The sequence below is a fragment of the Arthrobacter sp. 001422645 genome (genome assembly GCF_059816125.1).
The window spans coordinates 123131-136184 of the sequence record NZ_JCBANT010000003.1 but is presented as its reverse complement, the minus strand read 5'-3'; the positions used below and the strand labels follow the sequence as shown (position 1 = coordinate 136184).

Annotated in this window: 12 protein-coding genes; 3 read left to right on the top strand and 9 right to left on the bottom strand. The window is 67.6% G+C overall.

Annotated features, from left to right (window positions below; translation table 11 throughout):
* Positions 1–27: 27 nt before the first annotated feature.
* A complete protein-coding gene (dxr, locus tag AC6EUH_RS05655; protein ID WP_499738036.1) occupies positions 28–1212 on the bottom strand; it encodes a 1-deoxy-D-xylulose-5-phosphate reductoisomerase in 1185 nt (394 codons plus the stop codon).
* 144 nt (positions 1213–1356) lie between these two features.
* On the opposite strand from dxr, the gene AC6EUH_RS05650 reads away from it, so the two are divergent.
* Positions 1357–2868, top strand: coding sequence for a lipase maturation factor family protein (locus tag AC6EUH_RS05650; RefSeq protein ID WP_499738035.1), 1512 nt, complete (start codon positions 1357–1359; stop codon positions 2866–2868).
* 88 nt (positions 2869–2956) lie between these two features.
* On the opposite strand, the gene AC6EUH_RS05645 is transcribed toward AC6EUH_RS05650, so the two are convergent.
* From AC6EUH_RS05645 to AC6EUH_RS05635, 3 genes are read right to left on the bottom strand one after another with little or no spacing between them, the layout of a single operon-like run.
* Positions 2957–4489 carry a tripartite tricarboxylate transporter permease gene (locus AC6EUH_RS05645; RefSeq protein ID WP_499738034.1) on the bottom strand — a complete coding sequence of 511 codons (1533 nt, stop codon included), beginning with the start codon at positions 4487–4489 and terminating at the stop codon, positions 2957–2959.
* Positions 4482–5003, bottom strand: coding sequence for a tripartite tricarboxylate transporter TctB family protein (locus AC6EUH_RS05640; RefSeq protein ID WP_056432558.1), 522 nt, complete (start codon positions 5001–5003; stop codon positions 4482–4484). Before AC6EUH_RS05640 ends, AC6EUH_RS05645 begins: the two co-directional genes overlap by 8 nt.
* Positions 5004–5005: 2 nt before the next feature.
* The gene (locus AC6EUH_RS05635) at positions 5006–6034 is read right to left on the bottom strand and encodes a Bug family tripartite tricarboxylate transporter substrate binding protein (RefSeq protein ID WP_056432560.1); all 1029 of its coding nucleotides are present in this window, start codon (positions 6032–6034) and stop codon (positions 5006–5008) included.
* 172 nt (positions 6035–6206) lie between these two features.
* On the opposite strand from AC6EUH_RS05635, the gene AC6EUH_RS05630 reads away from it, so the two are divergent.
* Together AC6EUH_RS05630 and AC6EUH_RS05625 are read left to right on the top strand one after the other, a co-directional pair.
* Complete coding sequence (locus AC6EUH_RS05630) at positions 6207–7787, top strand: ATP-binding protein (protein ID WP_499738033.1); 1581 nt, start codon at positions 6207–6209, stop codon at positions 7785–7787.
* The gene (locus AC6EUH_RS05625) at positions 7784–8518 is read left to right on the top strand and encodes a response regulator (protein ID WP_056432565.1); all 735 of its coding nucleotides are present in this window, start codon (positions 7784–7786) and stop codon (positions 8516–8518) included. The genes AC6EUH_RS05630 and AC6EUH_RS05625 overlap by 4 nt, the downstream gene beginning before the upstream one ends.
* Before the next feature lie 347 nt (positions 8519–8865).
* On the opposite strand, the gene AC6EUH_RS05620 is transcribed toward AC6EUH_RS05625, so the two are convergent.
* The 5 genes from AC6EUH_RS05620 to AC6EUH_RS05600 are packed head-to-tail and all read right to left on the bottom strand — an operon-like array spanning position 8866 to position 13035.
* Positions 8866–9699, bottom strand: coding sequence for an HpcH/HpaI aldolase/citrate lyase family protein (locus AC6EUH_RS05620; RefSeq protein WP_499738032.1), 834 nt, complete (start codon positions 9697–9699; stop codon positions 8866–8868).
* Between the two features lie 4 nt (positions 9700–9703).
* Positions 9704–10252, bottom strand: coding sequence for a MaoC family dehydratase (locus AC6EUH_RS05615; RefSeq protein ID WP_056432570.1), 549 nt, complete (start codon positions 10250–10252; stop codon positions 9704–9706).
* Positions 10249–11010 carry a CoA transferase subunit B gene (locus AC6EUH_RS05610; protein WP_499738031.1) on the bottom strand — a complete coding sequence of 254 codons (762 nt, stop codon included), beginning with the start codon at positions 11008–11010 and terminating at the stop codon, positions 10249–10251. The genes AC6EUH_RS05615 and AC6EUH_RS05610 overlap by 4 nt, the downstream gene beginning before the upstream one ends.
* Before the next feature lie 3 nt (positions 11011–11013).
* Positions 11014–11832 carry a CoA transferase subunit A gene (locus AC6EUH_RS05605; protein WP_056432576.1) on the bottom strand — a complete coding sequence of 273 codons (819 nt, stop codon included), beginning with the start codon at positions 11830–11832 and terminating at the stop codon, positions 11014–11016.
* Between the two features lie 39 nt (positions 11833–11871).
* Complete coding sequence (locus tag AC6EUH_RS05600) at positions 11872–13035, bottom strand: acyl-CoA dehydrogenase family protein (RefSeq protein WP_056432579.1); 1164 nt, start codon at positions 13033–13035, stop codon at positions 11872–11874.
* Between the last annotated feature and the right edge of the window lie 19 nt (positions 13036–13054).

The following is a 13054-nucleotide window of genomic DNA, read 5'->3' as shown; positions in this document are numbered from 1 at the left end:
ATCTGCTGCTTCCTAAAAACTGGCAAACTAGACGCTTCTGACGGCTAAACGTTCGTGGGTGCGGGCGCGTGCCCATCTTTCAGCATCCAGCACGGACTCCACCGTCAGCCCGGAGGATCCTGTGTGTTCGCTGAGGACTGCTTCGATGGTATCGACGATGTCGGTGAACCGGATCCGGCCGGCATGGAACGCCATCACGGCTTCCTCGTTAGCGGCGTTGAAGACCGCCGGGAAGGTGCTCCCCTGCCGGGCGGCGTCCTTCGCCAGTCCGACGGCGGGGAACGCCGTGGTGTCCAGCGGCTCGAAAGTCCAGCTGGTGGCTTTGCTCCAGTCGCACGGCCGGGCCGCCTGCGGCACACGGTCCGGCCAGCCGAGGCCCAGGGCGATGGGCAGGCGCATATCCGGGGGTGAGGCCTGAGCAATCGTGGAGCCGTCGATGAACTGGACCATCGAGTGGACCACGGACTGCGGGTGGACCACGACGTCGATCCGGTCCAGCGGGATGTCGAAGAGCAGATGCGCCTCAATCACTTCCAGGCCCTTGTTGACCAGGCTGGCGGAATTGGTGGTGACCATGAGCCCCATGTCCCAGGTGGGGTGGGCCAGGGCATCCTGCGGGGAGACATCGTGCAGCTCCTCGCGGGTCTTGCCGCGGAAGGGACCCCCGGACGCGGTGAGGATGAGCCGGTCCACCTCGGCCGCGGAACCGGAGCGCAGGCACTGGGCGATGGCCGAGTGTTCCGAATCGACCGGGACGATCTGGCCTTCGCGGGCCGCGGCCTTGACCAGCGCGCCGCCGACAATCAGGGATTCCTTGTTGGCCAGGGCCAGGGTGGCACCGGATTTGAGCGCGGCCAGGGTGGGCGCCAGGCCGATCGAGCCGGTGATGCCGTTGAGCACCACGTCGGCTTCGATCTCGGCGATCCGGGTGGAGGCGTCCGGCCCGGTGATGATCTCGGGCCGGTAGCCGGTCACGCCGGCCGCGCCGGCGGCGTCGTCGATCCGTGCCTTGAGGGCGTCCGCGTCTCCGGACGCGACGCCGACGGCCCGGGCCCGGGTGTGGACGGCCTGCCGGGCCAGGAGGTCGAGGTTGCGGCCGCCAGCGCTGAGCGCCACAACCTCGAAGAGGTGCGGGGCGCCGTCGACGACGTCAATCGCCTGCGTGCCGATGGAACCGGTGGACCCGAGGAGGACGATCTTGCGCGGCTGCATGATTCAAGTATCCCGCACGCGCCCGGTGCCCGGGTTTGCCCGTCGAGTGGGCATGTCGCGGCAGTGTCGGCGCGAAACACTGCCGCGAAGTGCCACCTCGGCGCCCGTGTTGACGCCGCGGACCGCTGGCGTAACGTGGGATTCGTGGAATGGACCGCCTGGTTCGACGCGCCGGAGTACGAGTTCGCCCGGCAGGTGCTGCAGCGCGGCGTCGCCGCCCTGTTCCTGGTCGCCTTCCTGTCCTCGCATAACCAGTTCCCGGCCCTTCTCGGCGAGCGCGGACTGTTGCCGGTGCCGGATTTCGTGGCCCGCTCCGGCCGCCTGCGCCGGCCCACCCTGTTCAGCTGGCGGTACTCGGACCGGCTGTTGCGCACGGTGTGCCGGGCCGGGATGGCGATTGCCGCCACGCTGGTCCTGGGCCTGCCGCAGCTTGGCCCGCCATGGGTTCCCATGCTGGCGTTCCTGGCGCTGTGGCTGCTGTACATGTCGATCGTCAATGTGGGGCAAACCTTCTACGGCTTCGGCTGGGAGATGCTGTTGCTGGAGGCCGGGTTCATTGTGGCCTTCCTCGGCTCCGACCAGACTCCTCCGCCGCGGACCATCCTGATCCTGCTGGCCTGGCTGGTGTTCCGCCTCGAGTTTGGCGCAGGCATGATCAAGATCCGCGGCGGCCGGGAATGGCGTGACCTGACAGCCCTGTACTACCACCACGAGACCCAGCCCATGCCCGGGCCGCTCAGCCGGCAGGCGCATCTGCTGCCCAAGACGTGGCACCGGCTGGAGGTCCTCGGCAACCATTTCGCCCAGCTGGTGGTGCCGTTCTTCCTGTTCGCCCCGCAGCCGCTGGCCAGCGTGGCCGCGGGAATCATCATCTTCACGCAGCTCTGGCTGGTGGCGAGCGGGAACTTCGCCTGGCTCAACTGGATGGCGATCCTGCTCGCTTTCGCCGCGGTCAGCGACCCAGTGGCGCATGCCCTGGTCCCGGCCATCCCGCTCGACTGGCACACTGCTGCGGCAGGCAACACCGCGGATACCGGGGCGGCTGCGGCTGCGGCTGCGGCTGCGGCTGCGGCGGGCAGCCAGGCGCCGGTCGCGTGGCTCGTGGTGGTGCTGGTCGCCACCGTGTTCCTCGTAGTGCTCAGCTACCGGCCCATCGAGAACCTGTTCTCCCACTACCAGCTGATGAACGCCAGTTTCAACCGCTGGCAGCTCGGGAACACCTACGGCGCCTTCGGTTCGGTGACCAAGCAGCGGATCGAAATCGCGGTGGAAGGAACCCTCTCAGCGGAGCCCGACGAAACTGCGGACTGGCGGGAATACGGCTTCCGCGGCAAACCCGGTGACGTCCGCCGTATCCCGCGCCAGTGGGCGCCCTATCACCTGCGCCTCGACTGGCTGATGTGGTTCCTGCCGCTGCGCACCGTGCACGAGGAGTGGTTCTACGCGTTCCTGGCCAGGCTCCTGGAGGCCGACCGCCCCACGCTGCGCCTGTTGCGCCATGACCCGTTCGACGGCGCCCGGCCCCGCTGGGTGCGTGCCCGCAGCTACCTGTACCGTTTCGCCACCCGGGCGGAGTTCCGCACCACGGGCCAGCGCTGGATCCGGATTCCGCTGCACGAGTCCATCCCGCCGCTGTCCCTGCCTCCGGAGGACTGAGCCGCCGGAGGACTGAGTCCCATTCGACACAGATGGCCGGAATGGTGGTCACCATTCCGGCCATCTGTGTCGAATCACTGCGTCCTGCCTAGACGGACAACTCCTCTTTCACCGGCGCGGCCTCCAGCGAGGCCTGACGGCGGCGAAGCCACCACGAGCCCACGAAGATCAGGGCCATGGAGACATACACGATCACCGCGAACGGCGAAGAGAACAGGGCCACGGGATCGTTCTGCGACAGCTGCAGTGAGCGCCGCAGCTGAACTTCGAACATCGGCCCGAGGATCATCGCCACCACCATGGGCGCCACGGGATAGCCGTAGCGGCGCATGAAGTAGCCCAGTATGCCCACCACCAGCAGGATCCCGACGTCGGCCGCCGCAAAGTTCACCGAGAACGCGCCCAGTGCCGCGAAGACCAGGATTCCCGCGTACAGGTAGGGCCGCGGGATCTGCAGGATCTTCACCCACAGGCCCACGAGGGGCAGGTTCAGCACCAGCAGCATCAGGTTTCCGACATACAGGGAGGCGATCAGGGTCCACACCAGCGCGCCCTGGTTTTCGAAGAGCAGTGGCCCGGGCTGGATCTGGTAGCGCTGGAACGCCGTCAGCATCATGGCTGCCGTCGCCGTCGTCGGGATCCCGAGCGTCAGCAGCGGGACCAGGACGCCCGCGGCCGCGGCGTTGTTCGCCGCTTCCGGACCGGCCACACCCTCGATGGCACCCTTGCCGAACTGTGCCTTGTTGCTGCCCTTGGCCAGTTTCCGCTCCGCGGCGTAGGACAGGAACGTGGAGACGTCGGCGCCGCCGGCCGGCACCGTGCCGATCGGGAACCCGATGAAGGTGCCCCGGAGCCACGGCTTCCAGGACCGCTTCCAGTCCTCCTTCGACAGCCAGGCGTTCTTGCCCTTGCTGACCGGGATGACCTCGACCGGCCCGTGCCGCAGTTTCGAGGCCACGTACAGGGCCTCACCGAGGGCGAAGAGCCCCACCGCCACGAGGACCATGTCGATGCCGTCCACCAGGGTGGGGTTGTCGAAGGTGAAGCGCTGCTGCGCGGTGCTGTCATCGATGCCGATCATCCCGATGAACAGCCCCAGGGCCAGCGACGCGAGGCCGCGCAGCACGGAGGCGCCCAGCAGGGCACCGACGGTGAGGAATGCCACGACCATAAGCGCCACATAGTCCACGGGTCCCAGGCCGACGGCCAGTTCCGCGACCACCGGCGCCAGGAAGGACAGCAGCACCGTCGCGATGGTGCCGGCGACGAACGAGCCGATCGCCGCCGTCGCCAGTGCCGCCGCGCCCCGGCCCGCTTTGGCCATCTTGTTGCCCTCGAGCGCGGTGACGATCGAGGACGACTCGCCCGGCGTGTTGAGCAGGATGGAGGTGGTGGAGCCGCCGTACATGCCGCCGTAGTAGATGCCGGCGAACACGATCAGGGCGGCCGCGGGATCCAGCGCGTAGGTGATGGGCATCAGCAGAGCGACGGTCATCGCCGGACCGATGCCGGGCAGCACGCCGACGGCGGTGCCGACGAAGACGCCGCCCAGGGCATACAGCAGGTAGACCGGCTGCAGCGCCGTCGAGAAGCCCTCAAGGAGCATCATGAAGCTATCCATTGAAGAACGGCACCCCCTCAAGCAGCGGGCCCGGCGGCAGGGATACGCCCAGCAGCCCGCCGAAGACGTACTGGAGAACGAGCGCCAGCACCACGGAAATGATGACCGCCTTCCAGAGCGGCTTGGCCTCAAGCGACCAGGCCGCCCCGCTGAACAGCACGGCGGCGGCAACGGGCCAGCCCGCCGGTTCGATCAGGAAGATGTGGAGCACCACGAAGCCCACGAGTTTCGCGAGGGCCATCCAGTCGGTTTTGGCGGTGGCGTCGAGGTCTTCGCTTTCCTCGGCCTGGCCCACCTTGCCGCGGAACACCTGGGCGACGATTCCGGCGCCAACGATGACCAGCATGCTGCACACGATGTACGGGAAGGCCCGCGGGCCGATGCCGGTCTCCGACGGCGGGATCGGGATGGACCCCGCCGCCAGGAGACCCGCCACGCCCACGCTGACGAACACCAGGGCGAAGAGGATCTCCCCCGTGGGCCGCCTGGCGGGGGTGCTGACTTGGACGGACATTGTTACTTGACCAGGCCGATCTCAGTCAGCGTGGTCTTGACCTTGGCGATGTCCTCCGTGAGGAAGGTCTTGAACTCGTCGCCGGCGAGGAAGGCGTCGGCCCAGTTGTTCTTGGCCAGGGTGGCCTTCCAGGCTTCGGTGCCGTGCAGCTTGGTGACTACCTCGGTCAGCTTCGCCTTCTGCGCGTCATCGATGGAACCGGGCGCCACCACCCCGCGCCAGTTGGTCAGCACGACGTCGACTCCCTGGTCTTTCAGGGGCTTGACGCCCGGCAGGGCCGGCGCCTCGGACGTGCCGGATACGGCGAGCGCCCGCACCTTGCCGGCCTTGACCTGCTCGGCGTACTCCCCCACGCCGGAGATGCCGGCCTGGACCTTGTTGCCGAGCAGCGCGGCGATCGATTCGCCGCCGCCGGAGTAGCCGATGTAGTTCAGCTTGTCGGATTCGACGCCCTGGGACTTGAGGATCTGGCCGGCCAGGATGTGGTCCGCTCCGCCGGCTGAGCCGCCGGTGATCGCCACGCCCTTGCCGTTGGCCTTGATGTCATCCACGAGGTCCTTGACGGACTGGTATTTGGACGAGGCCGGGACCACCAGAACCAGCGGCTCCTCGGTCAGGCGCGCAATGGGTGTGGTGTCCTCCAGCCGGGTCTTGGCGGCGTTGGTTTCCACGGCGCCCACCATGACGTAGCCCATCACCATGAGCGTGTTGACGTCCTTCTCGGTGGCCAGCTTGGCGAGGCCGTTCGTGCCGCCGCCGCCGCCGATGTTGCTGACCTGGGCGGAGGTGACCAGTTTGTTGGACTGCAGGTCCTGCTGCATGGCACGGCCCGTCTGGTCCCAGCCGCCGCCCGGATTGGCCGGAACGATGATGCTCAGCTTCTTGATCTGGTCCCCGGCAGCGTTCTGGCCGGACGCGCCGCTTGCGCCGCCTGCACAGGCCGACAGGGCGAGGACGACGCCGGCTGCCCCGGCCGCGAGGGCGGCCCGGCGGGTGAAGTTGGGCCGGGTGAAATTGGAGTGGGAGGTCATGGTTTCTCCTAGTAGAAATGTGATGCACGTCATCGGAATCACTTCCCAGAGACTAGGAGCGGCCCGGGGCGGGGGCCAGAATTTGGCCATAGAGGTAGTAGTGGTCATATTGGTCACGGCCCGAAGCCCCGGTTTGGGCCGAGAGGCCGCGGCCGGATGGGAAACTTGTGACATGGTTCACAGGATTCCCTTACGCTTCCAACTGGTGGCGCTGCAGCTCGGCATTGTGCTGGCCGTCCTGACGGCAGTAGGGGCCGTGACCATCCGGATGCAGGAACAACAGCTCCGGGACGCGTATAAAGGCCGGCTGATCGGAGTGGCGGAAAGTGTGGCCCGGCTGCCCTCCGTGGTGGATGCCCTCGGCACGCCGCGGCCGGCGCAGACCATCCAGCCCATCGCCGAAGTCATCCGGCAGGCCTCGAATGTCACCTATGTGGTGGTGACGGACCGCGACGGCGTCCGCCAGTCCCACCCGCACCCGGCGGAAATCGGCCGGCCAGTGTCCACCGATCCGTCGGTGCCGCTCTCCGGCGAGATCTACGTCGGCACCCAGACAGGGACGCTGGGTGAGTCGTGGCGGGTCAAGGTTCCCATCTTCGACGCCGCCGGGACCGTGATCGGCTCGGCCTCGGTCGGTGTGCTGGAAAGTACCCTGGCCGAGGACCTCTACGAGGATCTGCCGCAGCTGTTCGGCTGGCTCCTCGGGGCGGCACTCCTCGGGTCGCTGGGGGCGATGTACATTTCCAAACTCGTCTGGCGCCGGATCTACAAGCTGGAGCCGGAGGACATCGCGGCCCTGCTGGAGACCCGCGACGCGATGCTCCACGGCCTGGGCGAGGGGCTCGTCGCCGTCGATGCCGAGGGGAAGGTGGCGCTGGTCAACGACGAGGCCCGCCGTCTGCTGGGCGTTGGCGAGGAAATCACCGGAAAGCCGGCCAGCGAATGCCTGGAACCCGGGATCCGCGCGCTGCTAGCCGCCGGCTCAGCCACCGAAGAACTGGTGCTCTCCGGCGAGCGGATCCTCCTGGGCAAGGTCAACGACGCCACGGTGGACGGCCGTGAAGTGGGCAAGGTCCTCATTCTTCGCGACCGGACCGAACTCCACACGATCCTCCGCGACCGCGACGGTGCCCTGGACGTGACCCAGGCGCTGCGGGCCCAGGCCCACGAATTCGCCAACAAACTGCACGTGATCTCGGGTCTCCTGGAGCTCGGCGAGCAGGCCAAGGCCGTGGAATACCTCGGCCGCAGCCACAGCGACGCCGCCTTCGTCAACCGTCCGCTGGCCGCAGGAGTCACCGATCACGACGTCCGGGCACTGCTGATAGCCAAGTCCACGGTCTGCGCCGAGCGCGGCGTGGAAATCCTGGTGAGCCCGGATTCAGTGTGCACGCCGGACAGGACCGGCGACGTCATCACGGTCCTGGGAAACCTGATCGACAATGCAGTGGATGCCGCGGGCTACGACAGCACTGTCGCGGTCCGGCTTGAGGAAACTGCCGACGGCGAACGCACCATCATGGTCGAGGACGACGGGCCCGGCGTCCCCGAGCGGCAGCGGGCCGCCGTCTTCGAGGCCGGCGTCACCACCAAGCAGGCCGAGGGAATCAACAGCCGGGGCTTCGGCCTGGCCCTTGTCCAGCGGGTGGCCCGGCGCCGGGGCGGCGCGGCGTCTGTGTCGCCGTCCGCGCTGGGCGGAGCCTGCTTTACGGTGGTACTCCGGACAAAAGAGGCGGAACTGCAAAAACTATGAGCTCCATTCGCACCCTCATCATTGACGATGACGTGGCAGTGGCCGGGATCCACCACGGGTTCCTGCTGGCCCGCGGCGGCTTCGACGTCGTCAGCCTGGCCCACACCGGGCAGCAGGGCCTCGACTTGGCGGCGGAGCTGCAGCCGGAACTGGTCCTGCTGGACATCCACCTTCCGGACATGTCCGGCCTGGACGTGCTGCAGCAGCTCCGTGGCCGCCAGCAGCCCCTGGACGTCCTGGTCATTACGGCGTCGAGGGAGCTCGACACGGTGCGCGGCGCCATGGCCGGCGGGGTGCTGCACTATCTGGTCAAGCCCTTCACGTCCCAGGCATTGAACGAGCGGCTCGACGAGTACCTGCTTCTTCGCCGGGAACTTGCCGCGGGCGGGGCTGCCGGGCCGCTGGACCAGGACAGCATCGACCGTCTCGTCGCGCCGAGCCGACGGGCCTCAGCCGCGGATTCGGCTGCCGGGCCGGGGGCGGTGCCGGCGGCAGTCCCGGCGGTGAGGTTGCCGAAGGGCCTGTCACGGCCGACCCTGGACGCCGTCATCGAGGCGCTCAAGTCAAGCCCCGAGGACGTCTCGGCAGCCGGGATGGCCCTTCAGCTCGGACTGTCGAGGGTCAGCGCCCGGCGCTACCTCGAGTACCTGGTCATCCACGGCTTCGCACGACTTACGCCCCGCTACGGTGCGGCCGGGCGGCCGGAGAACCGGTATCTGTGGAAACGCTGAGCATGCCCCGCTTATAAATGCTTCGCGGAGCATGTCCATTGGTCGCGGCGAAACACCACGCAGGTTTGCGCCGGGAGCACCCATTCGACGCAAATGGCCGCTAAACCACCCGCCATAGCGGCCATTCGTGGCGAATCAACGAAGTCCACGACCGAGCGACCCGGGGCATGTCCCGCATTCGCGAGCGACACGGAGCATGTCCATTGGTCGCGGCGGAACACCACACAGGGCATGGGCCGTGAGCACCCATTCGACGCAAATGGCCGCTAAACCACCCGCCATAGCGGCCATTCGTGGCGAATCGACGAGATTTCAGACCCGCGAACGTGGCACCGGACTTCCAGAAGCTAGTGCCCGGCGCGGCGGAGGGTGGATTCGGCGTGTTTGAGGATGGGCCCGTCGATCATCTTGCCGTTGTACTGGAACACACCCGAGCCTGCCGCGGCGGCGGCGGCCAGGAGTTCGGTGGCCGCTGCGATGTCGGCTTCGGACGGCGCGTAGACCCCGCGGACAACGGCCACCTGGTTCGGGTGGATGCAGGCCTTGGAGCCAAATCCTGAGGCGACGGCGTCGCGGGCTTCGACGGCGAGGCCCTCAAGGTCCGGGATGTTGACGTAGACCGAATCGACGGCTTCCTTGCCGAACGCGCGCGCGGCCAGCAGCACGGTGGAGCGGGCATGCAGAGCGACCGCCCGATAGGCGCCGTCGTCCGTCCTGCTGGACGTGCCGCCGAGGGAGGCGAGCAGATCCTCGGCGCCCCACATCAGCCCGACCACATTGGGTTCGGCCGCGATGGCGGCGGCGTTGACCACCCCCAGCGCCGTTTCGCAGAGCGCGATGACGCTGTAGCCCTCAAGCTCCTTGAGCTGGGCGGCACTTTCGGCCTTGGCCAGCATGATGTGCCGGTAGGGGGTGTGTTTGAGGCAATGCAGGTCCTTCTCGAACTCCTCCGTGCCGGCCGGGTTGATCCGGACGATCGTGCGGCTCGGGTCCAGCTCGGGGACGTCCCCGGTGGCGCCGAGCTGGGCGAGGATCGCGCCGCGGGCCCGCTGCTTGTCCGCCGGCGCGACGGCGTCCTCGAGGTCCACGATCACGGCGTCGGCGCGCTCGGCGGCCTTCTGGTACCGCTCGGGGCGGTCGGCGGGGCAGAACAGCAGGGCGGGGCCCATCAGGAAGCTCATGGATCTATTCTGCCCTTTTGTGCGGGGTCTGGGCTTGGGAGTGGGCTTCCCGTGTCCACATCAGGCAGCTGCGGGTGGCGAGCGCCACGACGTCGCCGTGCTGGTTGCGGCCGGTGTGCTTCATGGTCACGATCCCCTGGCCGGGCCGGGAGGAGGACAGCCGTTTCCCTGTCACTACGGTCTCCGTGTACAAAGTGTCGCCGTGGTACATCGGGTGCGGGAAGGACACGTCCGTGAGCCCCAGCTGCGCGATGATGGTGCCCTGGGTCAGCTGCGGGACGGACTGTCCCACCACCGTGGCCAGGGTGAACATGGAGTTCATCAGGCGCTGGCCGAAGGGCTGCTCGGCGCTCCACGCGGCGTCGAGGTGCAGCGCCTGGGTGTTCATGGTCATGGTGGTGAAGAGGACGTTGTCCGCCTCCGTCACAGTCCGGCCGGGCCGGTGCGCGTAGACCACGTCCTCCTCAAGCTCGTCGAAGTAGAGTCCGCGCTGTTCAATGACCCGGGGCTCTGCGACGCGGCGTTCAGCCGTGTGCTGGGAATCAGTTGTCATACCGTCAGTTCCTGGTCTTCCTCGAAGAGTTCGGCGCCGGTGGCCGCTGCCACGTCCTCGGCCGTTACGTTGGGGGCGAGTTCGCGCAGCACCAGCCGGGACTGTCCGCCTTCAGCCACGACGTCGATCACCGCGAGGTCCGTGATGATCCGGTCCACGCAGGCCTTGCCGGTCAGGGGCAGCGTGCACTGTTCCACGATCTTGGGCCGGCCGTTCCGGTCCACGTGCTCCATCATCACGATCACCTTCTTGGCGCCGAACACCAGGTCCATGGCGCCGCCCATGCCTTTGACCATCTTGCCGGGGATCATCCAGTTGGCCAGGTCGCCGTTCCGGGCCACTTCCATCGCGCCGAGCACAGCGACATCCACATGCCCGCCGCGGATCATCCCGAAGGAGGCGGCGGAGTCGAAGAACGCAGCCCCCTTGTTGACCGTGACGGTTTCCTTGCCGGCATTGATCAGGTCCGGATCCACGGCGTCTTCCGCCGGATACGGCCCGACGCCGAGAATCCCGTTTTCGGAGTGCAGCACCACTTCGACGCCCGCGGGGATGTAGTTGGGAATCAGCGTAGGCATGCCGATGCCGAGGTTGACGTACTGCCCGTTGTGCAGCTCCTGCGCCACCCGCGCTGCCAGTTCGTTCCGCGTCCAGCCCTTGCTCTCCACACCGGCGGGGTGTTCGACGGCGGCGGGCCGGTATTCGTGGCGGATCGCCTCGGGACGGGGCGGCGCCCCGGGCAGGCTGTTGGATTCCATGGCCTAGGCTCCTGACGGGATTGTTGCGGGGGCTGCAGTGGAGGTAGCGGCAGCTGGGCTTCCGGACGCTGCAGACAGCGCCACCGTCCGCTTCTCGATCCGCTTCTCGACGTCCGGCGCGAGCACGATGCGCTGGACGAAGATGCCGGGAATGTGGACGTGTTCGGGGTCCAGCTCGCCAGGCTCCACGAGCTCCTCGACCTCGGCGATGGTGATCTTTCCGGCCATGGCGCAGAGCGGGTTGAAGTTCATCGCGGTGGCATGGAAGACCAGGTTGCCGTGGCGGTCGCCCTTCCAGGCGTGCACTAGGCCGAAATCGGGGGTCAGCGATTCCTCGAGGACATAGTCGGCGCCGTGGAAGCTGCGGACCTCCTTGGCCGCCGAGGCGATCGCGATGGTGCCGTCGGCGTCGTACTTCTGCGGCAGGCCGCCGTCGGAGACCTGGGTGCCGACGCCGGCCGGTGTGTAGAACGCCGGGATCCCAGCCCCGCCGGCACGCAGCTTTTCGGCCAGCGTGCCCTGCGGGGTGAGGACCACCTCGAGCTCGCCGGCGAGGTATTGCCGGGCGAACTCCTTGTTCTCCCCCACGTAGGAGCTGATGGTGCGGCGGATCCGGCCGTCCTTGAGCAGGATCCCGAGACCCCAGTCGTCGACGCCGCAGTTGTTGCTGACGGTCTCCAGGTTCGTGGCGCCGCTTTGATGAAGGGCCTCGATCAAGGCCACGGGTATGCCGCACAGGCCGAACCCGCCGACGGCGAGCGAGGCGCCGTCGTGGATGTCCGCCACGGCCTCGGCGGCGCTGGCCACAACTTTGTTGATCATCGGTGATCCTTCCCTCGACGGTTGCGGCCAGCGGGCCGGTTAGAGCCCCAGTTCGCGGGCGATCAGCATCAGCTGGACCTCCGTGGTGCCCTCGCCGACTTCAAGGATCTTGGAGTCGCGGTAGTGGCGCGCCACGGTGAATTCGTTGATGAAGCCATAGCCGCCGAACACCTGGGTGGCGTCCCGCGCGTTGTCCATGGCTGCCTCGCCTGCGACCATCTTAGCGATGGCCGCCTGCGTCTTGAACGGCTTGCCGGCGAGCATCCGGGCGGCCGCGTCGTAGTAGGCCAGGCGGGCAGTGTGGGTCCGCGCTTCCATGCGGGCGATCTTGAAGGCGATGGCCTGGTACTTGCCGATGTTCTGCCCGAACGCGCTGCGTTCCTTGGCGTATTTCACCGACTGGTCCACGCATCCCTGCGCCGCACCGACGGCCAGTGCGGCGATCGCGATCCGGCCCTCATCCAGGATGGACAGGAAGTTGGCATAGCCGCGGCCTTGCGTGCCGAGGAGGTTTGCCTCGGGGACGTGGACGTTGTCGAGGGTCAGCGGGTGGGTGTCCGAGGCGTTCCAGCCGACCTTGTTGTAGGCCTTCTCCGCCTTGAAGCCCGGGGTGTTGGTGGGCACCAGGATGGTGGAGATTTCCTTCTTGATGCTGCCGTCGGAGCGTTCTTCCTGGCCGGTCACCGCGGTGACGGTGACAAGCCGGGTGATGTCGGTGCCGGAGTTGGTGATGAACTCCTTGTTGCCGTTGATGACCCACTCCCCGCCGCCGAGCTTCGCGGTGGTTTTGGTGCCACCGGCGTCGGAGCCTGCTTCCGGCTCGGTCAGGCCGAAGCCCGCGAGCGCCTTGCCGGAGGCCAGCAGCGGCAGCCACTCCTGCTTCTGCGCCTCGTTGCCGAAGCGGTGGATCGGCATGGCGCCGAGGGAGACGCCGGCCTCCAGCGTGATAGCGACGGACTGGTCCACCCGGCCGAGCTGTTCGAGGGCGAGGGCGAGGGCGAAGTAGTCGCCGCCCATGCCGCCGAATTCCTCCGGGAAGGGCAGTCCGAAGAGGCCCATGTCCGCCATCTGGGAGACCACCTCGTAGGGGAAGCTGTGCTCTTCGTCGTGCTTGGCGGAGACCGGAGCCACCACTTCGTCGGCGAACTGGCGGACGGTGTCGCTGAGGTCCTGGTAGTCCTCGCTGAGTTCAAAATCTGGCATGGTGACTCCTTTGTCTGTG